This window comes from Streptomyces sp. NPDC098789 (genome assembly GCF_044759975.1).
Classification (GTDB): domain Bacteria; phylum Actinomycetota; class Actinomycetes; order Streptomycetales; family Streptomycetaceae; genus Streptomyces.
Map to the genome: position 1 here is coordinate 96,296 of NZ_JBIWAJ010000001.1, position 24,479 is coordinate 120,774.

Consider the following 24,479-nt stretch of genomic DNA (forward strand, 5'->3'; position numbering starts at 1 on the left):
GTAGCGCGGTCCGCGGGCGGGGGACCGGGGGGCCGGGCGGCGGCGGGCGCGGGTACCGCGGGCAGGTGGACCGCTGCCGGGGTGAGCGCGGGCCGGTGGATCGCTGCCGGGGCGACCGAGGTCAGGTGGCCATCGAGTTCCTGGGGACGGTGCCGCTGATCCTGCTGCTGGTGGTCGCGGTGTGGGAGTGCGTGCTGATCGGCTACGCCTTCTCCCTCGCGGGCAACGCGGCGGACGAGGCGGCGCGCGCGGGCGCGGCCCGCGGCGACGGCGCCTGCGCGGCGGCCGCGGGGCGGCACATCGGCGGCGCCTGGCGGATGACCTCCAGCTGCCGGACCTCCGGGGACCTCTACAAGGCGACCGTCACGCTCAACCTCCCCGTGCTCTACCCGGGGTTGAACATCGGGGTGCCCATCGTCGGCGAGGGCGGATCGGCCAAGGAGAGCGCGCGGTGAGGAGGGACGCGGTGCGGAGGGACGCGGTGCGGAGGAACGCGGTGCGGAGGAACGGGATGAGGTTCGCAGGGAGGGGCGCGGGGCGCGGGCTCCGCGGCGACCGGGGGCAAGTGGCCCTGGAGTACATCGGTTTCGTCCCCATCGTGCTCTTCGTCGGGCTCTGCGGGATCCAGCTGGGCTGGATCGGCTACGTCCACGAACAGGCCGACACCGCGGCCCGTACGGCCGCCCGCGTGGAAGCCCGTTACGGCGAGGGCGGCGAAGCGGCGGGCCGGGCCGCGATCAGCGGCGGCCTGGCCTCGCGCGCGCGGGTCGTGGTCTCGAAGAACGCCGACGCCGTGACGGTGACGGTGACGATCTCCGTCAATTCCATCGTCCCGGGACTGAGCGTGCCCGACGCCACCCGCACCGCGATCATGCCCAACGACGACCCGAAGGTGACCGGACCATGAGCCTGCGTTCCCGGGTCAACACCCCCGACGACCGGCACGGCCCGCGCGAGGACGGCCGTCTGGTCTCCGCGTACCGCGCCAAACTGCTGGAGGAGATCGACCTCGCCGAGATGTCCGCGCTCGCGCCCGCCGAGCGCCGGGCGCGCCTGGAGCGCGTGCTCGGGCACATCATCAGCCGCGAAGGCCCGGTCCTGTCCACCGCCGAGCGCGCCCAGCTGATCCGCCGGGTCGTCGACGAGGCCCTCGGTCTCGGCGTGCTCGAACCGCTCCTCGAAGACCCCTCCATCTCCGAGATCATGGTCAACGGACCCGACCAGATCTTCGTCGAGCGCGGCGGCCGGGTCGAGCAGCTCCCGCTCCGCTTCGCCTCCCACGACCAGCTCATGCAGACCATCGAGCGGATCGTCTCCACCGTCAACCGCCGCGTGGACGAGGCCAATCCGATGGTCGACGCGCGGCTGCCCAGCGGCGAACGCGTCAACGTCATCATCCCGCCGCTGTCACTGACCGGCGCGACCCTCACCATCCGCCGCTTCCCGCGCGCCTTCACCCTGCACGAGATGATCGGCCTCGGCTCGCTCGACGAGCAGATGCTGCTGCTGCTCTCCGGGCTGGTGCAGGCGAAGATGAACGTGATCGTCTCCGGCGCCACCGGCACCGGCAAGACCACCCTCCTCAACGCCCTCTCGGGGCTGATCCCGGAGGGCGAGCGCATCATCACCATCGAGGACTCCGCCGAACTCCAGCTCCAGCAGCCGCACGTGATCCGCCTCGAAACGCGCCCGGCGAACGTCGAGGGCAAGGGCCGCATCACCATCCGCGACCTCGTCCGCAACTCCCTGCGCATGCGCCCCGACCGCATCATCGTCGGCGAGGTCCGCGGCGGCGAGACCCTCGACATGCTCCAGGCCATGTCCACCGGCCACGACGGCTCGCTCGCCACCGTCCACGCGAACAGCTCCGAGGACGCCCTGATGCGCCTGCAGACCCTCGCGTCCATGTCGGAGGTCGAGATCCCCTTCGAGGCGCTCCAGGACCAGATCAACAGCGCCGTCAACGTCATCGTCCAGCTGACCCGCTTCGGCGACGGCTCCCGCCGGATCACCGAGATCTCCATCCTCGACTCGCACGGCCGCGAACCGTTCCGGATCACCACGGTGTGCCGCTACGCCGCCCAGCCCCCGGGGCCCGACGGCCGCGTCCTCGGCTACTTCGAGTACCGCCCCCTGCCGCGCCGGATCGCGGACCGGCTGTACATGAACAACCAGCCGGTCCCGCAGGCCTTCGGCGTCGCGACGACCGGCGCCGGCCAGCCCTACGAGGCGCACCAGCCGCCGTACCAGCCGCACCAACCCCCGTACCAGGCGCACCAGCCGCAGTTCGAGGCGCACCAGCCGCCCCACCCGGCGGCGCTCCAGCCGCCGTACCCCCACGATCCGCTCGATCCGCTCGACCCCCGGACCATCCTGTGAACGCTCTCGTGCTCCTCACCCTCGGAGCCACCCTGCTGGCCGGCCTGCTCGTCGTCCTCGGCGCACACGCGTACGCCGCCGGACGCGCCCAGCGCGCGGCCCTCGTCGAACGGCTCACGGCGAGCGGCGAGCCCCCGCCCGGCGGCCGCAGGCGCCGCTTCCCGACCCTCGACCGCAGACTGCGCACGACCTCCTTCGGCCGCCGGATCGAGCAGAAGCTCGCCACCACCGGACTCGACCTGACCCCGGGCGAGTTCCTCGTGTACGTGCTGGCCGCCGTCGCCGGGGTCTGGCTGCTGTCCGCCGCCTTCCTCGCGCCCTTCTTCGGCCCGGTCGCGGGCCTGATCGGCATCTGGGCGGGCAACGCCTTCCTGAACTGGCAGCGGGCCCGGCGCACGGAACGCTTCATCAACCAGCTCCCCGAGCTGGCCCGGATCCTGGCCAACGCCACCCAGGCCGGCCTCGCCCTGCGCACCGCCATCGGCATCGCCGCCGAGGAGCTGGAGGCCCCCGCGGGCGAGGAACTCTCGCGCGTCGCAGACCGGTTGGCGATCGGGCACTCCATCGAGGAGGCACTGGGGGAGATCGCCGAGCGGCTGCCCTCGCGCGAGCTCGTCGTCCTGGTGTCCACGCTGGTGCTCTCCGCCCGCGCGGGCGGCGCGATCGTGGGGAGCCTGCGCAACCTGACGGTGACCCTGGAGCAGCGCAAGGAGACGCGGCGCGAGATCCGTACGCAGCTCTCGCAGGTCACGGTCACCGCCTACCTGGTGCCCGCGATCGGACTGGCCTCGCTGCTCCTGGTGGACGCGATGATGCCGGGCGCGCTGGACCGGATGACCGGCGCGTTCATCGGACAGACCGCGGTGCTCGTCGCGCTCGGCCTCTTCGCCCTGGGCTTCGTCCTCATCCGCCGCCTGTCCAAGATCGACGTGTGAGGGCCGCCGGATGACACTCTCCATGACCGCCGTCATCGGTTCCGGTTCCGGTTCCGGTGCGCTGGCCGCAGTGGTGGCGACCGGCGGATGGCTGGGGCCCGTACTGGCCCTGGTCGTCGGCCTGTCCGTCTTCGGCGCCTTCCACGGACTGCGCCTCTACCGCGCCGACACCAAGCTCCCCAGCGACCTGGCCCTCGCCCTGGAGGTCGGCGCCTCGCGCACCACCGCCGTCGGCTCCCTCATCGACCGGCTCGGCATCCGCTGGGCGCCGCTGGTGCTGCGCCTGATGGGCCGGGACCGGGTGGCCCGCAAGCGCCGCCAGATCGACATGGCGGGAAATCCGGCCGGTCTGACCATCGACCGCTACGCGGCGCGGCGCGCGGTGTACGGCGCCCTCGGCGCGCTCGGCGCCTTCGCGATGCTGATCAACGGCCAGCTGGTCGCGGCGCTGCTGATGGTCGCGTTCGGGCTGTTCTGGATCGAGTTCGGCCTGTGGTCGGCGATCCGGGTCCGGCGCGAGCACATCGAACGGATCCTGCCCGACTTCCTCGACGTGCTCGCCGTCGTGGTGAGCGCCGGGCTCGGCTTCCGGCAGGCGCTGGAGCGGGTCGCGGACAAGTACGAGGGCCCCTGGGCCGACGAGGTCCGCATCACCCTCCAGCAGATGAACATGGGCGTCAGCCGCCGCCAGGCCTTCGACGAACTGCGCCGGCGCAACGACTCCGAGCAGGTGGCGCAGTTCGTCACCGCGCTCCAACAGGGCGAGGAACTGGGCTCGCCCATCGTCGACACGCTGATCGCGATCGCCGAGGACATGCGCCGCACCGACGCCCAGAACGCCCGGCGCCGGGCGGCCCGCGCGGTCCCCAAGGCGACCTTCGCGGTCACCATGTTCATGCTGCCCGGCACACTGATCCTGCTGGTCTGCGGCTTCGTCTACGGCGCGAACGTCGACTTCGGCGCGATCCTGGGGGGTGGCTGACGACGATGGCCGCACTGTCCTTCACGGGGCCGGGGAGCGGACGCGCACCGCGCCTCGGGTACGCGCGCCGAGCCGCGCCGGCGGCGTCCGCGGTGCCGGTCGCCCTCCCCCTCCAGGCGAACGCCCTCCAGGCCCTGTGCCGCCAGGTCTTCGCCTTCCGGCTGGTGATGATCGCCCTCGGCGCCCCGCTCGCGCTCACCCACACCGCGCCCGGCCTGCCGCTCTGGCTGGTCTCGGGGGCGCTGCTGACCGTCTTCATGTTCTCGTACGCCCTCTTCCGCGACTGGGAGCGCTTCGGCCCGCTGCTGCTGCGCCACCCCTGGCTGCTCGCGGTGGACATGACCTTCAGCGCCCTGCTGCTGGTCACCGCGGGCCCCGAGTCCCCGCTCGGCTTCGTCTCGGTGTGCACCCCGCTGCTGGCCGGCCTGGTCCAGGGGTGGCGCGGTTCGGCCCTGTACGCCGCCTTCCAGGCGGTGGCCGTGGCCGCGCTGGCGCACCACGTGCCGGCGGCGTACCTGCTGGCCACCCTGTGCCTGCTCGCGGGCGCGGCCGGCTCCAGCCTGCGCGGCCTGCTGCTGCGGGTCGGCGAGGCGAGCCGGGCCCTGACCGAGACCCGGGCCCGGCTGGCGGTGGCAGAGGCGGTCCGCGACGAACGGGCCCGACTGGCCCGGGAGATGCACGACTCGGTGTCCAAGACCCTGCACGGCCTGGCCCTGGCGGCCGAGGCGCTGGGCCGGACCACCGACCCGGAGGCGGTACGGGGCCAGGCCGCCCTGATCGCCCACGCGGCCCGCCGCGCGGCCGCGGAATCCCGCGAGCTGCTGTGCGAACTGCGCGGCACCGACACGGTCCCCGCGCCCCCGGCCGGCCCGCTGGTCGAGGAACTGGCCCGCTGCGCGGCCCCGTTCGCCGGCGCCACGCTGTCGGCCCCGGCGGACCTCCCCGACTACCCCGCGCGGGTGCGCCGCCACCTCCTGGCCGTCGTCTGCGAGGCCCTGGAGAACGGCCGGCGCCACGCGGGGGCGACCCGTACGACGGTGACGGCGTCCGTCACCGGTGACCTGTTCGCCCTCACCGTCCGGGACGACGGCCGCGGCTTCGCCGTGGACGCGTCGCCCGCGGCCCTGCGATCGGCGGGCCACTTCGGCCTGCTGGGCATGCGGGAACGGGCGGCGGCGATCGGCGCGGAGCTGACCATCGCCCGGGCCACCCCGTCGGGCACGGAGGTCCGCCTGACGCTCCCGGCCCCGGCCGCGCTCCTGGGGGAGCGCGCCGGATGACGCCCCCCACCACGGCGCTGCGCATCCTGATCGCGGACGACAACCCGGTCGTCCGGGCGGGCCTGGCCGCCCTGCTGGCCACCCACGAGGACCTCCAGGTGGTGGCGGAGGCCGCCGACGGCCGCGGCGCCCTGCGACTGACCCGCACCCACCGCCCGGACGTGGTCCTGCTGGACGTCCGGATGCCGGGCGTGGACGGCATCTCGGCCCTCCCGCACCTGGTCCGGCTGGCGCCCGTCCTGATGCTGACGTACAGCCGGGAGTCCGACACCATCCGCGAATCCCTCCTGTTGGGCGCGGCGGGCTATCTGGTGCACGGCGAATTCACCCCGGACCAGCTGACGTCGGCGGTCCGCGACGCCCACGCGGGCCGCGCGAACTTCACCTCGACCCCGTCGAGCATCTTGCTCGCAGACCTCCGGGGGGCTTCGCAACCGCAACGAGTTGTGGCACAGTCTTCTATGCAGCACCACAACCACGCGGTATACGGCCTGAGTTCGAGGGAGGTGGAGGTGATGGACCTGATCGCATCCGGGATGAGCAACCAGCAGATCGCCGCCACCTGCTTCATCAGCGAGAAGACGGTCAAGAACCACATCAACCGCATCTTCGCGAAGCTCCACAGCACCACCCGCAGCGAAGCCATAGCCCGCTGGCTGGGAACCGCCCGTCCAGGAGTGACCGGCCATGGGTAGACGCCGAGCGCATTGGGTCCGTAATTGGGCCCCGGGACCCTTGGGCACCCCCACCCCCACCCCGTACGGTCCGCAAATCGACAGCGGCACCGGACCGGGAGGGCCCCTCTATGTCACACAGCACGCTGCTGAAGGCCACCGTGCAGACCAAGATCCGCGTCAGCGGATGGACGAACACGGCCACGACCAATCTCCGCAAGCGCTACGCAACGACCGACCGCGGCCAGACGGCGTTCGAGTACCTGGGCATCATCCTGGTGGTCGTAGTGATCATCGGGGCGATCATCGGCACGGGTATCGGGCAGGCCATTACGAACCGGATCGCTGCGGCTGTCGCAGCGGTGACCGCCGGCACGTGATCCCGAAGAAGGCGGGTGACCAGGGGCAGGCTTTCCCCGTCTACATCGTGGTGGTGGCAGGAATGCTCTTCGCCGCGTTCGCCTTCTTCGCCGTGGGGCAGGCGGCACTCACGCGCAGCAACGCGCAGGGTGCCGCCGACGCGGCGGCCCTCGCCGCCGCAGGTGACGCGCGCGATCACCTGCTCCCAGGGCTGGACTTCACGAAACTCAAGCCCGAGGACTGGAAGAAGATCCTCGACGGGAACTGGTTCGATGCCGCGGGGGCTTGTGGTGCGGCAGCCGGCTTCGCCGCACAGAACGATGCGTCGTCGACCTGTACGTCGGCCATGCCCCGCTTCACCGTTCAGGTGAGGACGAACGGGACGGTGGGGCGGTCCGTCATTCCCGGGACGTCGAGCCTGCACGGGACGGCGACAGCCACGGCTGTGATCGAGCCCAGATGCCAGCTCGGCCCCCCTGCCTCCGGCGCCGGCGGTTCGCCGGACAAGCCGGATCCCGTCGAGATCCGCTGCACGGGCGGATCCGTTATCACGTTCGACCCGTTGAATCCGGATCCGTGGCGCATCCTGGCCAGGAGCCTGTTCGACGTGCGCTTGGTCAACTGACAGTGAACGAGAGAAGGAAGCTTCATAGATGAGCACTCGGCACACGGTGAAGACCCGCGGGGGCACGGCAGTTGCCATTGCCGCCATCTTGGCGGTCACGGTGGCCGGATGCGGTGGAGGCAGCGACAAGCCCAAGGCGGCGGAGAGCAGCCCGCCGGCAGGGAAGGCGCAGAGCGGTCCTTCATCGGCGCAGCCTTCGAACAACAGCCCCAGCCCCACTCCGACCGAGATCCTCGCCACGGTGAACGGTGAGCTCGGCATGACACTGGCCATCAACTCCGCCGTGCGCGACGCGGGCGGATTCCTCACGGTCAGCGGCCAGTTGAAGAACACCGGGACCAAGCCGTTCACCAGCACCGCGGCGTGGCGCGGCAACGAGCTCAACGGTAGTGGGGTGTCGGTCGCCGGTGTCACCCTCGTCGACAAGGCGGGCAAGAAGCGGTACTACGTACTGCGTGACACCGAGGGCCGTTGCCTCTGCACGACCGGCCTGACCATCATCGACGCAGGCCAGTCGGTTCCCTTCTTCGCGCAGTTCCCCGTGCCGCCGGCGGGAACGACGCAGGTCGACTTCAGCCTCCCCACCTTCGCCACGGCCACCATCAAAATCTCCGGGTGACCCCATGACCACACGCTCACGCCCACACGCCCGCCACCGCGCAGCCGCCGCCACCGCGGTCTCCGCGCTGATCATCGCCGGGGGGCACCTGCTCGGCGCGACGAGCGCCCACGCCGACGACAGGGCCGGCGCGCCCGTCGGGGCCGCTCCCTCCGGCTCGCCGCGCCCCGGCGGTACGCCGACCGGCACCACGCCCCCCGGGACGGAGGCGTCCAGTGCCGCGCCCGTGGCCATCGACTCCAACTCGCCCGGGCTCAAGATCCCGCAGGGCGGCACGCTCGCCCCCGCCAAGGTGCTCGACATCGCCGAGGTCGTCGAGGACCTCGGCGGCGAGCAGCGGCGGCAGGAGACCAACCAGAACGTCATGATGGCGCTCCAGTCGGAGGTCCTCTTCCCCGAGAACAGCGCCGTCTTCAACGCCCAGGCCGCGGCCCGCATCCTGGCCATCGCCAACGAGATCAACCAGCAGAAGGCCACCCGCGTCCGCGTCTTCGGCTTCACCGACGACCAGGGCAGTTACGAGCACGGCCTGGAACTCTCCAAGCAGCGCGCCGAGGCCGTGCACACCGAGCTGGCCAAGACCGTCACCAACGCCTCCGTCGTCTTCGACATCCGCGGTTACAGCGAGGACTACCCCATCGCCGACAACGGCACGGAAGAGGGCCGCAAGAAGAACCGCCGCGTGGAGATCACCTTCCCGCGCGGCAGCGACAAGTAGCCCGACCAGGCACCACCCGCACCACCCGCACCACCCCACAGCACTAGCGGGACCCGCTCCGCACCAGGAGGAGTTCCGCCATGTCGCGCGCCCGCAGGGCGGGGGCCGGGCCGGGGTCCAGGGACGCCACCGCCGTCGCGCCCTCGACCAGGATCATCAACCGGTCCGCCAGCTCCGTCGCCCCGGGGCCCGCCACCTCGCCCAGCAGCTCCCGCAGCTGCGCCTTGTGGCGCCGTACGACCTCCCGCACCCCGGCCGGACCCGCGCCCAGCTCCCCGTGCGCGTTCAGGAAGGCGCACCCCCGGAAGCCGGGCTCCGCGAACCACTCGGCCAGCCAGTCGAAGACGGCCGCCGCAGCGGCCGCCGGCTCCGGTCCGGCCGCGGCCACGGCGGTCCGCAGGCTGGTCATCCACCGCTGGTCGCGCCGGTCCAAGTAGGCCTCTACCAGCGCTTCCTTGGCCGGGAAGACCCGGTACAGCCGTTTGAGCGGGACCCCCGAACCGGTGCGGATGCGATCCATGCCCACGGCCTGGACGCCTTCGGCGTAGAACAGCTCCTCCGCCGTGTCCAGCAGTCGGGTCCGGGCCTCTTCGTCGTCCATGAGGGCAGCGTAGCCCTCTTTCGCTTGCGGCGAGAACGCCCGTTCTCTACGGTGAGAACGTACGTTCTCCACTCGTGCAGCGTCGAAAGGCCCCGCCATGTCGTCGTCCAGCCCCACTGCCAGCCCCAGCCCCGGCAGTAGCCCCGGCCCCATCACCCCGCGCCCGCCCCTGCCGCCCTTCACGCGGGAGACCGCCCTGGCCAAGGTCCAGGCCGCCGAGGACGCCTGGAACAGCCGCGACCCCGACCGGGTCGCCCTCGCCTACACCGAGGACTCCGTTTGGCGCAATCGCGACCGCTTCCTCACGGGCCGCGCCGAGATCAGGGAGTTCCTCGCCGACAAGTGGACCCGCGAGCTCGACTACCGCCTGCGCAAGGAGCTGTGGGCCTACACCGACAACCGCATCTCCGTGCGCTTCGCGTACGAGTGGCACGACGCGGCCGGTCAGTGGTGGCGCAGCCACGGCAACGAGCAGTGGGAGTTCGACCCGAACGGCCTGATGCGCCGCCGCGAGGCCAGCATCAACGACGTCCCCATCGCGGAATCGGAACGTCGCCTGCACGCCGGCTGAGGCCCGGGCGATCCGCGCCGTCCGCCCTGGCCGTCCCGTCCGTCCTAGCCCTCCTCGTGGGCGCGCGTGATCAGGTCCATCGCCACCTCCAGGGCGGCCAGCCGGGTCTCCTCCGGGTCGGCCTCCACGTGCTGGAGGAACATCATTCCGGCGTGCAGCGTGAAGATCGCGCTGACGCAGCGCACCTGGTTCGGCAACGGGGCGTCGTCCGTGCGCAGCAGGTCGACCAGCTGAAGCATCCGCTTCTTGACGGTCTCGCCGATGCTCAGCTCGCGCATCGTCGCCTGGTTCTCCTGCATGAAGCGGTAGAGCTGGCGGCTGGAGAGCATCGCCTCGCTGTAGCGGCGCAGCATCTCCTTCTTCGTCACCAGCGTGCGCGGCTGCTCCCCGGCCCACGCGATCAGCTCGTCGATCGGACGCGTGGTGTCGTCGAAGATGCTGATCAGGATCTCTTCCTTGGTCTTGAAGTGGTAGTACAGCGCCGCCTTCGTGACCTCCAGTCGCTCCGCGATCTCCCGCAGCGACGTCTTTTCGTACCCCTGCTCGGCGAAGAGCTCCAGTGCGACGTCCTGGATGAGCTGGCGCGTGTTGCCACGGCGCGGCTGCGGACTGCTGGACATGGGCACGCTCCAATTACTTACTTGACGCCCGGCTAGTTACGGGTCTAGTTTCCCCAGTGTAGTGAACTAGCCGGGCGGCAAGTAAGTGCCCGGGTGTCATCGGGGAGCGGACGGACATGAGCAAGACGACACAGGCGGAGCCCGGAGCGGGGACGGAGGCGCCCCAGGGCGGAGCCAAGCCGCGCAGCGTGCGCGTCGTGCTGCTCGCGCTCATGATCGCCATGCTATTGGCGATGCTGGACAACATGATCATCGGCACCGCGATGCCGACCATCGTCGGCGAGCTGGGCGGCCTGGAGCACCTGTCCTGGGTGGTCACCGCCTACACCCTCGCCACCGCCGCCTCCACCCCCATCTGGGGCAAGCTCGGCGACATGTACGGGCGCAAGGGCTCGTTCCTCACCTCCATCGTGATCTTCCTGATCGGCTCCGTGCTCAGCGGCATGGCCCAGAACATGGGCGAGCTCATCGGTTTCCGCGCGATCCAGGGGCTCGGCGCCGGTGGCCTCATGGTCGGCGTCATGGCGATCATCGGTGACCTCATCCCGCCCCGCGAGCGCGGCAAGTACCAGGGCATGATGGCCGGCGTCATGGCCCTCGCGATGATCGGCGGTCCGCTGATCGGCGGCACCATCACCGACCACTGGGGCTGGCGCTGGTCCTTCTACATCAACCTGCCGCTCGGCGTCGTCGCCCTCGCGATGGTCAGCGCCGTCCTGCACCTGCCCAAGAAGAAGACGCAGGGCAAGATCGACTACCTGGGCGCGGCCCTGCTCACCCTCGCGATCACCTCCACCGTCCTCGTCACCACCTGGGGCGGTACGGAGTACTCCTGGGGCTCCGCCGAGATCATCGGCCTGATCGCCGTCGGCATCGTCTCCATCGCCGGCTTCCTCTTCGTCGAGACCCGCGCCGCCGAACCGGTCATGCCGCTGCACATCTTCCGCAGCCGCAACTTCACCCTCATGTCGGTGATCGGCTTCCTGACCGGCTTCGCGATGTTCGGCGGCGTGCTCTACCTGCCGCTCTTCCAGCAGTCCGTCCAGGGCGCCTCGGCCACCAACTCGGGCCTGCTGCTCCTGCCCATGCTGCTGTCGATGATGGTCGTCTCGCTGATCGCCGGCCGCGTCACCACCAGCAGCGGCAAGTACAAGATGTTCCCGATCGCGGGCGGCGCCCTGATGGTCGTCGGCCTGTTCCTGCTCTCGCAGATGGACACCGGCACCAGCCGCCTGATGTCCGGCGTCTACATGGCGGTCCTCGGCGCAGGCCTCGGCTTCCTGATGCAGATCACCATGCTGGTCGCGCAGAACAGCGTCGAGATGAAGGACATGGGCGTCGCCTCCTCCTCCGCGACCCTCTTCCGCACGCTCGGCGGCTCGTTCGGCGTGGCCCTGATGGGCTCGCTGTTCACCAGCCAGGTCACGCAGACCATGACCGACCGGCTCGGCCCGGCCGCCGCCGCCAAGTCCGGCTCCGCGCAGCTCGACGCGGCGCACCTGGCGCAGCTGCCGGCCGTGGTGCGCGAGGCGTACCAGCACGCGGTGGCCGCCGGTACGCACTCCGCGTTCCTGCTCGGCGCGAGCATCGCGCTGATCGGCTTCATCGCCGCCTGGTTCGTCAAGGAGGTGCCGCTGCGCGGCGCCGGCCCCGCCGCCGGCGGTGCCAAGGACGCCGGCACGGACAAGGGCGCCGCGGCCGCGGCCGCCGCGCAGGCCTCCGTGGCCCACTGACACCTGCCGCGACGCCCGGCCCCCGTGGATGGACGGATCCACGGGGGCCGGGCGTTTTCGTGCGCGGTCGCACGAGTCCTCCCGCCTTCCCGGTGCGTCGCCGGGTCGGTGAACCGCCCCGCCCGGTCGCGGGCTTGGGGCGCCGCTCCGCGGGGTAGGAGTTTCCGTACATGTGGTGCGGTTCCCCACGAGATCCGAAAAGGGACGATCAAGGACCAAGCTCCCTTAGTGCCTATACGTAGATTTTATGGTCAAAGCACCTGGAACCGGCCGTCGTTCACCGTCATCCTCCCTCACAGGACCTGCAAAGGCGGATGGGGAGTGGACGGTTCATGGAGCGCATCACGAGTCACATGGCGCAGCGAGGGGTTCGGGCCCGGATAGCCGTGGCGGCAGCGGCCGCTGCCGTCGCGGCCACGGTGTGGGGCGTGGCGACGCTCGCCTCACCCGCGCACGGCCCCGGCGACGGGCACGACCACCAGAACGTGTCCCGGCAGAAGGACGCCGCCGAGGAGCGGAACGATCCCGGGGGCGATCCGGACGATCCGGACGATCCCAAGGGCGGCGGGGCGGAGCGCCCGGGTTCCGGTGGCGCCCAGCCGGGCCAGGTCCCCGACACCATCGCCCACGCCTCGGAAGCGGGCGGGAACGCCGTCAACATCACCATCGACGACGGCCCCGACCCGACCTGGACCCCGAAGGTCCTGGAGGTGCTCCGCAAGCACGGCGCGAAGGCGACCTTCTGCATGATCGGGCCGCAGGCCAAGGCCCACCCGGACCTGGTGAAGCAGGTCGTCGCGGACGGCAACCGGCTCTGCGACCACACCATGGACCACGACATCGCGATGGCCAAGAAGCCGGTGGACTACCAGAAGCGGCAGATCCTGGACGCGAAGAAGCTGATCGAGGACGCGGCCGGGAACGGTGCGAAGGTCGAGTACTACCGGGCCCCCGGCGGGGCGTTCACCCCCGAGAGCCGAGCGCTGGCGGCGGCCGCGGGCATGCGCCCGCTCGGCTGGAACATCGACACGAAGGACTTCAAGAAGCCCGGCAGCGCCGCGATCGTGAAGACGGTCGAGCAGGAGCTGCACAGCGGCCCCACCGTCCTCTTCCACGACGGCGGCGGCAACCGCGAGCAGACCGTCGCGGCCCTCGACGAGGTGCTGACCCGGCTGGCACAACAGGGCCGCCCCACCGGCTTCCCGGTCCGCACCACTCCTTGATCCGCGCCGCCCCGCCCCTGACACGCCGTCGGGTGGCGAACGGGTGAAGGTCGGTGCGCGGGCCCCGGCCCCGGTGTTCCCTGGTCGGCGTACGGGTCCCCCCGTACGCCCCGTCCGTCCGTACGTACGTACGCCCCGTACGCACGCCGCCCAGGAGGCCCCCGTGAGCATCTCGCCCGACCAGCTGACCGACCCCGCCGTCCGCGCCTTCGTCACCGCCGTCAACGCGGGGGACAGGGCTGCCGTCTTCGCGGTCCTCACCCCCGACGCGGCCATGTCCGACGACGGCTCGGACCGCGACGTCCAGCAGTGGACCGACAAGGAGATCTTCTCCTCCGAAGGTCACATGGACATCGAGTCCCAGTCCGACGACGGGCGCGCCCTCGTCGTGAACTACCGCAACTCCACCTGGGGCGAGATGCGCACCGCCTGGCGGTTCGTGGTCGACGGCGCGGGCCGGATCAGCCGCTTCGAGACCGGTCAGGCCTGATCGGCCGCCCGGGCCGCGGCCAGCACCGCCGCCGTCAGCGGCACGTTCTCCGGGGAGAGGCCGCCCGGGAAGCCGAAGCGGCGGCGCGTGTACCCGTACGCAACCTGGGTCACCGGGTCGGCGAAACCGAGGCCGCCCGCGGCACCGCAGTGGCCGAAGGCCTCCGGACCGACCTGCGGCTGCCGCTCGAAGCCCAGTCCGAAATGATCCTTCTCCGGCGTCACGAGGTCGTCACCCGGGGTGTGCAGCTTCGCGAACTCGGCGGCCGTCTCCGGCTTCAGCAGCGCGGGCCGCCCGGCCAGTTCGCCGATCGCCGCCGCGTACATCCCCGCGACGCCGCGCGCCGTGCCGATCCCGCCCGCCGAGGCGGGACCCCGCGACTTCACCGCGGGGTGGTTCGCGTAGGCCACCAGGTCCATCGGGGGCCGGGTGTGCCAGTTGAACGCGGTCTCCATCAGCGCCGGCGGCGGCGGGCCGCCCGCCAGCGCCGCCAGCCCCGCGGCCGTCGGGACCTGCGGCAGCACCGGCTTCCAGCGCGGCTCCAGCTCCGCCGGCAGCCCGATGTACAGGTCCAGCCCGTAGGGCGCGCGGATCCGCTCCTCGTAGACCTCCCGCAGGGTCTTGCCGGTGGCCCGGCGCACCACCTCGCCGGTCAGCGCGCCGATCACGAAGGCGTGGTAGCCGTAGCCCGTTCCCGGCTCCCAGTACGGCTTCTGCCCCGCGAGCCGGGCGGCGACCAGCGCGTCGTCCGCGACCTCGTCGAGGGTGAAGCCCTCCGGAGTGTTGATCAGACCGGACTGGTGCGAGACCAGCTGGCGCAGCGTCAGGCGCTCCTTGCCGTGCCCGGTGAACTCGGGCCAGTACTGCGACACCGGACGCTCCAGGTCCAGTACGCCGTCCTGCACGAGCAGCGCCACGACCAGGTGGGCCGCGCCCTTGGTGATGGAGTAGACGCCGGTCAGGGTGTCCCCCGCGGTGTCCTCGCCCGCCCACAGGTCCACCACGCGGCGCCCCTGGTGGTGCACCGCCAGCTGCGCCTCGGGAGAGGTCTCCTCGGCCAGTGCGAAGGCCGCGAACGTCTCCCGCACCGGCTCCCAGCCCGCCGCCACCGTTCCGTCCACCTGTACCGCCATGTCGTCCCCCTGCCGGATCCGCGGATCCGTGATCGCCTCGTACCGCCTCGTGTCAGCTGGGCCAACGAGCGCCGGTGGGGTCATATTCCTGACGCGCCGCAGTCCGTCACCTCGGCGCACTCCCGTACGGGTGAACGCGCGCCCGGTGTCGTTCCGGCCCGCCCCGGGGGCCCGTTGGGCAGCGCATGAAGCGCACCCGTATCGCCGCCGTCGCCCTCGCCACCGCCGCCGCGGCCCTCGTGCCCGCCCTCGTGCAGGCCGCGGCGGCTGTGCCAGCCGAGGGGTCCTCGTACCTCCAGGACCCGTCCGGTGGCGAGAAGGCGATGAAGTCCCGCTGGACCAAGGACGAGATGCACAAGCTGGAGGCGCAGTTCCGCTTCCACCCCGGCGTCCAGTACGAGACGAGGACCGTCCCGGGCCCGTCCGGCGCCCCGGAGTGGGAGGCGAAGAAGGCCGACCCCAAGACGCTGGCCTGGCAGCCGAAGTTCGAGTTCGCGTGGTCCATCTCGGACTCCACGCTGGTGAAGAAGGCCGTCACCACCAAGAACGGCAAGCACCCCATCACGCTGTACGCGGTGGTGCGCAGGGCCGACGGGGTCGAGGCGGCGAAGGTCAGCAGCGACTCCAAGGACCGCCCGGCCACCGGCCGCGCCACGGTCGGCGGGGACAAGCGGATCGCCTGCGACACGGGGGAGTACACGGTCGAGTGGTCGGCCACCCGCACCGGCTACGGCACCGTGAACGGCAGCCTGCGCTGGAACTCCAGCTGCGAGCAGTACCGCACCGCCTTCGCCGGCGACAACGGCCGGCACTGACGGTCGCGTTCCGAGTGGCCCGTCGCCCCGCGCGCCTTGTGGGCGCGGTGCGGGCGACCGGGCTGCGGCCTCGGATCGAGTGCCGTGACAGCCATCCTGGCGCACGCGGGGGGTGGTGGAGGCGGGTCGAAGGTCCCTGATGTCAGGGTCGAACAGGCGGGACGCGCAGGATGACGCGCAGGATTCAGTGCTGCTTGGACGCTTCGCGGGCCTTCTGCGCGATGCCCTCCAGGACGCCCTTCGGGTCGCCGGCGGGGTCCACGGCGCGGCCGATGTTGCGCTTGATGGTGTCGCTGACGGTCACCCAGGACGGGTCGTTGACCGGGTAGAGCTGAGCACCGCGCAGGGCGGTCAGAAACTGCTCGTCGCCCTTGTCGAGGCCGCCGCCCGCCGGGGTGCGCGACGCCGAGATGGTGGAGGGCAGCAGGTGGTAGCGGCCGGCGAAGTCGCTCAGGTTCTTGTCCTGGTAGACGAAGTCCAGGAACCGGCCGATCTGCTCGCGGTGGCCGTTCTGCTTGAAGGCCATCATCCAGTCGGCGACGCCGACGGCCGGCGGGGTCTCGCCACTGCCCAGGGCGTCGTTGACCGGCATGGTCACCGTGCCGACGCCGATGCCCTTGGCCTTCGCCTCGTGGAGCAGCGAGGGGTAGCCGTTGAGCATGCCGACCTCGCCGCGCAGGAAGGCGGCGAAGGCGTCCTGGCGGTTGAGCTGGGCGGGCGGCACCGGACCGAGCAGGCCCGGGACGACCAGGTTGTCCTTGATCCAGCGGAAGGTCTCGACGTTCGCGTCGGAGGCCAGGCTGTAGTTGCCGCTGCTGTCGGCGTAGCCGCCGCCGTTGCTCAGCTCCCAGATCATCGCTTCCGCGTGGGCCTCTTCGGGGCCCAGCGGCAGGGCGTACGGGTACTTCACGCCCTTGTCCTTGAGCGCCTTGGCCGCGCTCTTGAGCTCCGACCAGGTCCGCGGGGCGTTCACGCCGGCCTTGGCGAAGAGGGTCTGGTTGTAGAAGAGCAGCCGGCTGCTCGCGACGAAGGGCAGGCCGTAGAGGGTGTTGCCGACCGAGCCCGCCTCGGCCAGCGGCGCCAGGAAGTTCGCCTCGGCGGTGACCGACAGCAGTTCCTCGGCCGAGTAGAGCTTGCCCTGGGCCGCGAAGTCGGAGTACCCGCCCATGAGGGCCATGTCGGGCGCTTTGCCGGCCTTCACCATTTTGCTGACCTCGCGGTCGATGTCCGCCCACGGCAGCAGGGTGACCTCGACCTCGATGCCCGGATGGGAGGCGGTGAAAGAGTCCGACATCTTGTCCCAGAAGGCCTTCGAGCTGGTGCTCGGACCGTCTCCGTATTCGGCGGCGACCAGCCGCAGCGTCACGGCGTCCCCGCTGCCACCTGCGGTGGAACCACAGCCCGTCAGCGGGAGCAGGAGACCGAGCACGGCCGCGCCCGCGGCCGCGCCGAATGTTCTTCGTCGCACGAGAGAATTCCCCGAGTTTCTTTTGTAGCCCGACGTTACTTATGGGTTGCTCCGGGTCGGGGTGTCCCCGCACGGCCCGTTGGCCGGAATTCTCTCCTGCTGAAGGGTGATTGATTCCATTGGGGCACTACTTGTGGGCAATGCTCCAAGCAATGGATTTCGGACTGGTGTTTTCCGATATGTGATCAACAATTCGGACGCGCGTAGACATGCCGAAAAGCCCGTTTCCGGTCGGGAAACGGGCTTTCGGTAGGAGGGGCTTCGCGCCGCGACCGCGGGTGGCGCGAAGCGGCCGTCAGTCGGCGAACTCGCCCGCGTACGGGTCCGGCTCGCCCGTCTCGGGGTTGCGGCCCTCCTGCCAGCGGCGCTGGGCCTTGCGCCAGTGCACGAAGCCGAGCTGCTCGCCGTCCCAGAAGGTGATGCCGACGGGGCTCATGTCGAACTCGTCCGAGCACATCCGCAGCAGGAACTCCGCCATGCCGTACGGGTACACCGCGAAGACGTCGGCGGTGTGCCGCCCGCAGACCAGCACCGGCCAGCGGTCCGGGTCGGGATCGGTGGTCAGCCAGCACAGGATGTCGGCGCCGCCGACCACGCCCCAGGCCAGGATCGACTCCGGATCGACGTCGAAGGCGGCCCGGCCGCCCTCCGCCGCCCACAGGGCGCGGGCGTTGGCGGTCTCCTCGGCCATCTCGGCCGGGTCCCACTGCGGTCCCGGTTTGGGCAGCGGCAGCAGGATCCCCGCCTCGCCGTTGATCGTGCCCGCGCCGAAGCGCCCCATGAAGGCGACGTAGTCGGCGGGGAACCGGGTGCCCCAGACCGCCTCGGCGGCCGGCCAGTCGATGTCCTCGTCGGCCCCGTGCGTCGCGGACATGATCTGTTCCAACGCCTTGACCCGCGCGTTCTCCGCCACGTCCGCTCCCCGACGATCCCTGCACCCCGCCCGATGCCCAACCGTCCCAACTTACCCCGTGCCGCCGGCCGGTCCCAGTGCCGTGCTCAGCCGGGGGCGGACCCGGCCTCCGCCCCGCCTCCCGCCCCGCCCTCCGCCCCGCCCTCCGCCCCGCCCTCCGTGCGCACCCGCACGCTCACGCCCCGCCGCAGCCCCCAGCCCGCCATCGCCCCCGCCGACGCCTCCAGCACGTGCCGCGCGCGCGGTCGCGGCAGCCCGAGCCGGCCCGGGACCATCGTGCGCACCGCCAGGACCCGCAGCCGCCGGTCCAGGTAGGCCACGTCGATCGCGAAGCGCATCCCGAAGGTGTGCACGCTGGCGGCCGGGGTCAGCAGCAGCGCGCCCCCGATCCCGTCCCGCCCGAGCAGGCCCCGGGTCCGCGCGCGGTACGAGGCCGCGATCTCCAGGGCGACCGCGCCGCCCTCCGGGAGGTCGAGCGCGCCCGGTCCGTCCCGCCAACGCCGTGCCATCCGCACCCCTCGTCTCCCGGCCGCACGCCCCGGCGGGGTCCCGGCCGGGACCAGTCTCCGCCGGGGCGTGCGGCCGGGCCATGGGTCCCCGGGCCCATGCCCCCGGGGGCGCGGGCGCCTACGGTCGGCGGGATGGGCGTGGTCGTGATCATCCTTGCCGCCGGCTACGGCGCGGCCGCCGGGCTGCTCCTGCCGCTGGCCGCCTACCGGCTCGGGGTCGAGCCGGACCAGCCGTGGCGGGAGAGCTGCCCCCGGGGGCACCCGCTGGGCCGCGGGGTGCGCGGCTGGCTGGGGCCCGCGCGGTGCTCGGGCCGTCCGTACGGGCCGAGCGCCCCCCGTACGGCCGTACTCGCCGCGCTGGTCTGCGCGGCGCTGGCGGCGGTGGCCGGGGCCCGGCCGGAAACCGGGGTCTTCGTCGCGCTGGCGCCCGTACCGGTCCTGCTCGCCCTGGTGGACCTGGCCGTGCACCGGCTGCCCGACGTGCTGACCCTGCCGCTGGCGGCCGCGGTGGCCGCTCTGCTCGGGGTGGCGGCCCTGCTGCCCGGGACCGCCGGGTCCTGGCCGCTCGCGCTGCTGGGCGGCGGCGCACTGGGGGCGGCGTACCTCGTGCTCTTCGTGGTCAACCCGGCCGGACTCGGCTTCGGGGACGTCAAGCTCGCGCTCCCGCTCGGGGTCGCTCTTGGGTGGTACGGGTGGGGGGTATGGGCCACGGGCGCCTTCCTGGGCCTGCTCTACGGCGCCCTGTACGGCCTCGGCCTTGTGCTGCGGGGCCGGGCGCGGGGTAGGGACCCCTTCCCCTTCGGACCCTTCATGGCCGCCGGGGCACTCACCGGAATGCTCCTCGGTGGTTTCGGAGCGTAATCCTGGCGCGGCAATGCACGCAGCAGGCTTTACGAAGGGTTATGGTGGAACCCCCCCCTCGGGCCGGTCCGTATCCCCCCCACGGACCGGCCCGTTTTTTGTCTCCGGTCCCCCGGACCCGAGGGCGCGGGGAACGCGCAGGTCATCCCCGCTGGGCCCAGATGTTGGTCCCCGGAGTCGAGACCGCGAAGGAATCGATCTCCTTCAGCTCCTCCGCCGAGAGCGGCGCCGCCGTCAGCGCGGCCACGTTCTCGTCGAGCTGCTTCACGCTGGACGCCCCGATCAGCGCCGAGGTCATCCGCTCGTCGCGCAGCACCCAGTTCAGCGCCAGCTGCGACAGCGACTGCCCGCGCCGGGCCGCGATGTCGTTCAGGCCGTTCAGCCGCCGGACCACGTCCTGCGAGAGCAGGTCCGGGTTCAGGGACTTGCCCTGCGTGGCCCGCGAGCCCTCCGGGATGCCCTTGAGGTACTTGCCGGTCAGCAGGCCCTGGGCCAGCGGCGCGAAGGAGATGCAGCCCATGCCGGCCTCCTCCAGCGTGTCCAGCAGCCCGTCCTCCTCCGTCCAGCGGTTGATCATGGAGTACGAGGGCTGGTGGATCAGCGGTCGCACGCCGAGCTCGCGCAGGATCCGCACCGCCTCGGCCGTCTGTGCGGCCGTGTAGGAGGAGACGCCGACGTACAGCGCCTTGCCCTGCTGGACCGCGGACGCGAGGGCGCCCATGGTCTCCTCCAGCGGGGTGTGCGGGTCGAAGCGGTGCGAGTAGAAGATGTCGACGTAGTCCACGCCCATCCGCTTCAGGGACGCGTCGAGGGAGCCGAGCAGGTACTTGCGGCTGCCCCACTCCCCGTAGGGGCCGGCGTGCATCAGGTAGCCGGCCTTGGTGGAGAGGACCAGCTCCTCGCGGTGGGACGCGAAGTCCTGGGCGAAGATCTTGCCGAAGTTCAGCTCGGCGGAGCCGGGGGGCGGGCCGTAGTTGTTGGCCAGGTCGAAGTGGGTCACGCCGAGGTCGAAGGCCCGCCGCAGGATCGCGCGCTGGTTCCCCAGGGACGCGTCGTCCCCGAAGTTGTGCCAGAGGCCCAGCGAGATCTCGGGGAGCTTCAGGCCGCTGCGGCCCGAGCGTCGGTAGTTCATGGAGTCGTAGCGCGAAGGCTCTGCCCGATAGGGATTGGTATCAGTCACGTTGTCCTGCCTATCACGGACCTGTGACAGACCGAGTTGGGTGAGGCCCCCGCAAGCGCAGTAATGTTGCGGCCTTGAGGGGGGACCGCAATTCGCACGGGGGCATTGCACGGAGGGGCTGGAAGATCGTGAATCTGCGCGACCTGGTGTACAGGCTCTACGCACGCCGGGTGGAAGGCCGCATCGACCATGACGCGGCGCCCAAGCACATCGGCGTCATCCTGGACGGCAACCGGCGCTGGGCCAAGGCCTCCGGGGGCACCACGGAACAGGGCCACCAGGCCGGGGCCGAGAAGATCTCCGAGCTGCTCGGCTGGTGCGACGAGTCGGACGTCGAGGTCGTGACCCTGTGGATGCTCTCCACGGACAACCTCGACCGACCCGAGAACGAGCTCGGCCCGCTGCTGACGATCATCGAGAACACCGTGCGGGGCCTCGCCGCGGACGGCCGCTGGCGCGTCCACCACGTCGGGAACATGGACCTGCTGCCCTCCCGCACGCAGTCCGTGCTCAAGGAGGCCGAGCAGGCCACCCTCGACCGCGGCGGAATACTGGTCAACGTCGCGGTCGGCTACGGCGGCCGCCAGGAGATCGCGGACGCGGTGCGCTCGCTGCTCCTGGAGCACGCCTCGAAGGGCACCTCCTTCGAGGAGCTGGCCGAGATCCTCGACATCGACCACATCGCCGAGCACCTCTACACCCGGGGCCAGCCCGACCCGGACCTCGTGATCCGCACCAGCGGTGAACAGCGGCTCTCCGGCTTCATGCTCTGGCAGAGCGCCCACTCCGAGTACTACTTCTGCGAAGTGTTCTGGCCGGCCTTCCGCAAGGTGGACTTCCTGCGGGCGCTGCGCGACTACGCGGCACGTCACCGGCGTTACGGGACCTGATCCCGACCGCTCCCCGCCCCGCCGTGACAACGGGCCCCGGACTCCGTCCGGGGCCCGTTGCGCGTTCCCGCCCCGCCCCTCCACGCTCCACCCGCGGCCTTCACCAGGGATTCACCGAGCGTCCGTCATATGCCGTGGCATGGCAGTGGGTGTTCGAGGGCATACCCCATGCAGGTCGACGCCCGATCCACGGGTGTCGAGTCTCAGCGGGCGGCACAGGGCCGTCCGCCCGGGAGGCCCTTTGCACCAGGACGCGCGTGCGGTTCGCACGGACGGATTGGAGGGCCGGTGCTCGGCCCTGGCACGGGGGCCGATGACCGGTCCGGTCTTCATGGCCCGACCTCTTCCGAGGGGGTACGTCCTTCCGTGGTGACCAGTACAAAGCGCCGCCTGCCCGACAGGCGGACCTACGTCCTCGACACCAGCGTCCTGCTGGCAGACCCCAACGCGATCTCCCGCTTCGACGAGCACGAGGTCGTGCTCCCGATCGTGGTGATCACCGAGTTGGAGGCCAAGCGGCACCATCCCGAACTCGGCTACTTCGCCCGGCAGGCGCTGCGCCTGCTCGACGACTTCCGGGTTCGCTACGGTCGCCTCGACGCCCCCATCCCGCTGGGCGATCTCGGCGGCACCCTGCGTGTCGAGCTCAACCACTCCGATCCGGGCATCCTGCCCGCGGGCTTCAGGTTGGGGGACAACGATTCGCGGATCCTCGCGGTCGCCCGCAACCTCCAGGCCGAGGGGTACGACGTCACGGTCGTGTCGAAGGATCTCCCGCTGCGCATCAAGGCCTCCTCCGTGGGGTTGATCGCCGAGGAGTACCGGGCGGAACTCGCCATCACCGATGCCGGGTGGACCGGCATGAGCGAGATCGCCCTCTCCGGCGAGCAGGTGGACCTCCTCTACTCCGAGGACCGGCTGTACGTCCCCGAGGCGGCGGAACTGCCCGTGCACACCGGGTTGGTCATCCAGTCCGAGCGCGGCAAGGCGCTGGGCCGGGTCACCGCCGACGGCAACGTGCGGCTCGTGAAGGGCGACCGCGAAGCCTTCGGGCTGCACGGCCGCAGCGCCGAGCAGCGCATCGCGCTGGACCTGCTGCTCGACCCGGAGATCGGGATCATCTCGATGGGCGGCCGGGCCGGTACCGGCAAGTCCGCGCTCGCGCTCTGCGCGGGCCTGGAGGCGGTGCTGGAGCGCCAGCAGCACCAGAAGGTGATGGTCTTCCGGCCGCTGTACGCGGTGGGCGGCCAGGACCTCGGCTACCTCCCCGGTGACGCGGCCGAGAAGATGAGCCCCTGGGCCCAGGCGGTGTTCGACACCCTCTCGGCGGTCGCCGGACGGGCCGTCATCGAGGAGGTGCTGGGTCGCGGGATGCTGGAGGTGCTGCCGCTCACGCACATCCGGGGACGTTCGCTGCACGACGCCTTCGTGATCGTGGACGAGGCCCAGTCGCTGGAACGCAACGTCCTGCTGACCGTGTTGTCCCGAATCGGGGCGAACAGTCGGGTCGTGCTGACCCATGACGTCGCCCAGCGGGACAACCTGCGGGTCGGCCGGTACGACGGAGTGGTGGCCGTGGTGGAGAAGTTGAAGGGCCATCCGCTCTTCGCCCACATCACGCTCTCCCGCTCCGAGCGTTCGCCCATCGCCGCCCTCGTGACGGAGATGCTCGAAACCCTCTGAAAGGACCCATAGCGGTACGGAAGTTGGCGCCGTCCGGCAAAGGTGAAAGACCCTAGCCGGGCGGCGCACCGCTGCACAGGGCTTCGTCGAAAACAACGGCGTCCCAGCAGGTGTGACCTTTCCCACGCAACGGAGAATTGCCTCGCGGCGTCGAGGTCCGGCAGAGTCTGGTCTCCGTAAGGCCCCGCATACGGCACACGTGTATCCCTCGTGGCTGCACAGCTCAGCAACAACTCCACAGACGACCGCCGTATGCCGCCCGCAAGCACCATGTGGCACTCCCGACGAGGGAGTTGCCCACGGGCCCGCGCCTCCCGTGACCACAGACCATGGAGGCCAGCGTCAGGGGCACTCCTGCGTCCCCGAGGTCACCGCCCGGACGCTGCTGGAAGGACACCGTGTGAGCCGCATCTCGGTCAGGGGATTCGCCGTGGCATCCGCCACCGCGGTCACCACCGTCGGCGCCGTCGTGGGTGTTGCCACAGGCGACCCCCAGAACTCGAACAACCTCGAGACGACCGCGTCGGGAGCGACTCTCCTCGCAGACATTCCCGCGGGTGAGCAGGCCCGCGTGCAGAACGCCTCGCTGACGCAGCAGGCCGACGCCCTCTCGCACGCCGCCGACACCGACGCCAAGCGCTCCACCGAGGAAGCCGCGCGCGTCCAGGCCGCCAAGGACGCCAAGGACAAGAAGTCCGAGGCCGTGGCCAAGGAGAAGTCGGACGCCGAGGCGAAGGCGAAGAAGGAGCGCGAGGACAAGGAAGAGGTGGCCAGCCGTTCGGCCGGCCGTGACGCCTCCTCCTTCACCCCGAAGAGCTCCTACACGATCGCCGAGCTCAAGTCGATCGCGCGCCAGATCGTCCCGGCGTCGCAGTTCCAGTGCTTCTCGAACATCGTCGATGCCGAGTCCACCTGGAACTACCAGGCCGTCAACTCCAGCTCGGGCGCCTACGGTCTGGTCCAGGCCCTGCCCGGCTCGAAGATGAGCTCGGCCGGCTCCGACTGGCGCACCAACCCGGCCACGCAGATCCAGTGGGGCCTGAACTACATGAACGAGCGGTACAACAGCCCGTGTGCTGCCTGGTCCTTCCACCAGGCCAACGACTGGTACTAGGCCGCACCCCCTCGCTCAACCCCGAGGAGCCCCGCACCGTCCTACGGTGCGGGGCTCCTCGCGTGTACCGTCGTCGGGGTCGCGTTCGGACGGACGGGGGGAA

27 protein-coding genes are annotated in these 24,479 nt (G+C 71.2%); 20 read left to right on the forward strand and 7 right to left on the reverse strand.

The window, feature by feature from the left end:
- Positions 1-125 precede the first annotated feature (125 nt).
- The 11 genes from ACIQWR_RS00490 to ACIQWR_RS00540 all read left to right on the forward strand — a co-directional run bounded on the left by ACIQWR_RS00490 (position 126) and on the right by ACIQWR_RS00540 (position 8,572).
- Positions 126-455 (forward strand): TadE/TadG family type IV pilus assembly protein, encoded by a 330-nt coding sequence (locus tag ACIQWR_RS00490; protein ID WP_399259748.1) that lies wholly within the window; start codon positions 126-128, stop codon positions 453-455.
- 56 nt (positions 456-511) lie between these two features.
- On the forward strand, positions 512-907 hold the full coding sequence (locus tag ACIQWR_RS00495) for a TadE/TadG family type IV pilus assembly protein (protein WP_404003757.1): 396 nt from the start codon (positions 512-514) through the stop codon (positions 905-907).
- The gene (locus ACIQWR_RS00500) at positions 904-2,379 is read left to right on the forward strand and encodes a CpaF family protein (protein ID WP_404003760.1); all 1,476 of its coding nucleotides are present in this window, start codon (positions 904-906) and stop codon (positions 2,377-2,379) included. The genes ACIQWR_RS00495 and ACIQWR_RS00500 overlap by 4 nt, the downstream gene beginning before the upstream one ends.
- Positions 2,376-3,314 (forward strand): type II secretion system F family protein, encoded by a 939-nt coding sequence (locus ACIQWR_RS00505; protein WP_404003762.1) that lies wholly within the window; start codon positions 2,376-2,378, stop codon positions 3,312-3,314. Before ACIQWR_RS00500 ends, ACIQWR_RS00505 begins: the two co-directional genes overlap by 4 nt.
- A gap of 91 nt (positions 3,315-3,405) precedes the next feature.
- Positions 3,406-4,296, forward strand: coding sequence for a DUF5936 domain-containing protein (locus tag ACIQWR_RS00510; protein ID WP_404004999.1), 891 nt, complete (start codon positions 3,406-3,408; stop codon positions 4,294-4,296).
- A 5-nt stretch (positions 4,297-4,301) separates the two neighbouring features.
- The gene (locus ACIQWR_RS00515) at positions 4,302-5,576 is read left to right on the forward strand and encodes a sensor histidine kinase (protein WP_404003765.1); all 1,275 of its coding nucleotides are present in this window, start codon (positions 4,302-4,304) and stop codon (positions 5,574-5,576) included.
- Positions 5,573-6,271 carry a response regulator gene (locus ACIQWR_RS00520; RefSeq protein ID WP_404003767.1) on the forward strand — a complete coding sequence of 233 codons (699 nt, stop codon included), beginning with the start codon at positions 5,573-5,575 and terminating at the stop codon, positions 6,269-6,271. The genes ACIQWR_RS00515 and ACIQWR_RS00520 overlap by 4 nt, the downstream gene beginning before the upstream one ends.
- 110 nt (positions 6,272-6,381) lie before the next feature.
- On the forward strand, positions 6,382-6,630 hold the full coding sequence (locus tag ACIQWR_RS00525) for a hypothetical protein (protein WP_404003770.1): 249 nt from the start codon (positions 6,382-6,384) through the stop codon (positions 6,628-6,630).
- A complete protein-coding gene (locus tag ACIQWR_RS00530) occupies positions 6,627-7,235 on the forward strand; it encodes a pilus assembly protein TadG-related protein (protein WP_404003772.1) in 609 nt (202 codons plus the stop codon). The genes ACIQWR_RS00525 and ACIQWR_RS00530 overlap by 4 nt, the downstream gene beginning before the upstream one ends.
- Positions 7,236-7,263: 28 nt before the next feature.
- Positions 7,264-7,854, forward strand: coding sequence for a hypothetical protein (locus ACIQWR_RS00535; RefSeq protein ID WP_404003774.1), 591 nt, complete (start codon positions 7,264-7,266; stop codon positions 7,852-7,854).
- Between the two features lie 4 nt (positions 7,855-7,858).
- Positions 7,859-8,572: an OmpA family protein gene (locus ACIQWR_RS00540; protein ID WP_404003776.1), complete on the forward strand. Its 714-nt coding sequence runs from the start codon at positions 7,859-7,861 to the stop codon at positions 8,570-8,572.
- A gap of 43 nt (positions 8,573-8,615) precedes the next feature.
- Here the strand turns inward: ACIQWR_RS00540 and ACIQWR_RS00545 are convergent, their stop codons facing one another.
- Complete coding sequence (locus ACIQWR_RS00545; RefSeq protein ID WP_404003777.1) at positions 8,616-9,173, reverse strand: TetR/AcrR family transcriptional regulator; 558 nt, start codon at positions 9,171-9,173, stop codon at positions 8,616-8,618.
- Positions 9,174-9,324: 151 nt separating this feature from the next.
- Between ACIQWR_RS00545 and ACIQWR_RS00550 the strand changes: the two genes are divergently transcribed.
- A complete protein-coding gene (locus ACIQWR_RS00550) occupies positions 9,325-9,744 on the forward strand; it encodes a nuclear transport factor 2 family protein (protein WP_404005000.1) in 420 nt (139 codons plus the stop codon).
- A 44-nt stretch (positions 9,745-9,788) separates the two neighbouring features.
- Here the strand turns inward: ACIQWR_RS00550 and ACIQWR_RS00555 are convergent, their stop codons facing one another.
- Positions 9,789-10,364, reverse strand: coding sequence for a TetR/AcrR family transcriptional regulator (locus ACIQWR_RS00555; protein WP_404003779.1), 576 nt, complete (start codon positions 10,362-10,364; stop codon positions 9,789-9,791).
- 116 nt (positions 10,365-10,480) lie between these two features.
- On the opposite strand from ACIQWR_RS00555, the gene ACIQWR_RS00560 reads away from it, so the two are divergent.
- The 3 genes from ACIQWR_RS00560 to ACIQWR_RS00570 all read left to right on the forward strand — a co-directional run bounded on the left by ACIQWR_RS00560 (position 10,481) and on the right by ACIQWR_RS00570 (position 13,810).
- Positions 10,481-12,097 (forward strand): MDR family MFS transporter, encoded by a 1,617-nt coding sequence (locus ACIQWR_RS00560; RefSeq protein ID WP_399259774.1) that lies wholly within the window; start codon positions 10,481-10,483, stop codon positions 12,095-12,097.
- 332 nt (positions 12,098-12,429) lie between these two features.
- Positions 12,430-13,320: a polysaccharide deacetylase family protein gene (locus tag ACIQWR_RS00565; RefSeq protein ID WP_404003782.1), complete on the forward strand. Its 891-nt coding sequence runs from the start codon at positions 12,430-12,432 to the stop codon at positions 13,318-13,320.
- A gap of 163 nt (positions 13,321-13,483) precedes the next feature.
- Positions 13,484-13,810, forward strand: a complete 327-nt coding sequence (locus tag ACIQWR_RS00570) for a nuclear transport factor 2 family protein (protein ID WP_404003784.1) — start codon at positions 13,484-13,486, stop codon at positions 13,808-13,810.
- Here ACIQWR_RS00570 and ACIQWR_RS00575 read toward each other — a convergent pair.
- Positions 13,801-14,943, reverse strand: coding sequence for a serine hydrolase domain-containing protein (locus tag ACIQWR_RS00575; protein ID WP_404003786.1), 1,143 nt, complete (start codon positions 14,941-14,943; stop codon positions 13,801-13,803). The two genes, ACIQWR_RS00570 and ACIQWR_RS00575, sit on opposite strands and share 10 nt — an antisense overlap.
- Before the next feature lie 185 nt (positions 14,944-15,128).
- On the opposite strand from ACIQWR_RS00575, the gene ACIQWR_RS00580 reads away from it, so the two are divergent.
- Positions 15,129-15,758, forward strand: coding sequence for a hypothetical protein (locus ACIQWR_RS00580; RefSeq protein WP_404003788.1), 630 nt, complete (start codon positions 15,129-15,131; stop codon positions 15,756-15,758).
- 184 nt (positions 15,759-15,942) lie between these two features.
- Here the strand turns inward: ACIQWR_RS00580 and ACIQWR_RS00585 are convergent, their stop codons facing one another.
- The 3 genes from ACIQWR_RS00585 to ACIQWR_RS00595 form a co-directional block, all read right to left on the reverse strand.
- Positions 15,943-17,226, reverse strand: a complete 1,284-nt coding sequence (locus ACIQWR_RS00585; RefSeq protein ID WP_404003789.1) for an extracellular solute-binding protein — start codon at positions 17,224-17,226, stop codon at positions 15,943-15,945.
- Positions 17,227-17,521: 295 nt separating this feature from the next.
- Positions 17,522-18,139, reverse strand: a complete 618-nt coding sequence (locus tag ACIQWR_RS00590; protein WP_404003791.1) for an SMI1/KNR4 family protein — start codon at positions 18,137-18,139, stop codon at positions 17,522-17,524.
- 86 nt (positions 18,140-18,225) lie between these two features.
- A complete protein-coding gene (locus ACIQWR_RS00595; protein ID WP_404003793.1) occupies positions 18,226-18,648 on the reverse strand; it encodes a DUF192 domain-containing protein in 423 nt (140 codons plus the stop codon).
- Positions 18,649-18,780: 132 nt separating this feature from the next.
- Between ACIQWR_RS00595 and ACIQWR_RS00600 the strand changes: the two genes are divergently transcribed.
- Positions 18,781-19,509 (forward strand): prepilin peptidase, encoded by a 729-nt coding sequence (locus ACIQWR_RS00600; RefSeq protein WP_404003796.1) that lies wholly within the window; start codon positions 18,781-18,783, stop codon positions 19,507-19,509.
- A 142-nt stretch (positions 19,510-19,651) separates the two neighbouring features.
- On the opposite strand, the gene mgrA is transcribed toward ACIQWR_RS00600, so the two are convergent.
- The gene (mgrA, locus tag ACIQWR_RS00605) at positions 19,652-20,689 is read right to left on the reverse strand and encodes an L-glyceraldehyde 3-phosphate reductase (RefSeq protein WP_404003799.1); all 1,038 of its coding nucleotides are present in this window, start codon (positions 20,687-20,689) and stop codon (positions 19,652-19,654) included.
- Positions 20,690-20,817: 128 nt separating this feature from the next.
- Between mgrA and ACIQWR_RS00610 the strand changes: the two genes are divergently transcribed.
- From ACIQWR_RS00610 to ACIQWR_RS00620, 3 genes are all read left to right on the forward strand, one after another.
- A complete protein-coding gene (locus tag ACIQWR_RS00610; RefSeq protein WP_399259793.1) occupies positions 20,818-21,579 on the forward strand; it encodes an isoprenyl transferase in 762 nt (253 codons plus the stop codon).
- Between the two features lie 366 nt (positions 21,580-21,945).
- Positions 21,946-23,262, forward strand: coding sequence for a PhoH family protein (locus tag ACIQWR_RS00615; protein WP_404003802.1), 1,317 nt, complete (start codon positions 21,946-21,948; stop codon positions 23,260-23,262).
- 400 nt (positions 23,263-23,662) lie between these two features.
- Positions 23,663-24,376 (forward strand): transglycosylase SLT domain-containing protein, encoded by a 714-nt coding sequence (locus ACIQWR_RS00620; protein WP_404003805.1) that lies wholly within the window; start codon positions 23,663-23,665, stop codon positions 24,374-24,376.
- The last annotated feature ends 103 nt before the right edge of the window (positions 24,377-24,479 follow it).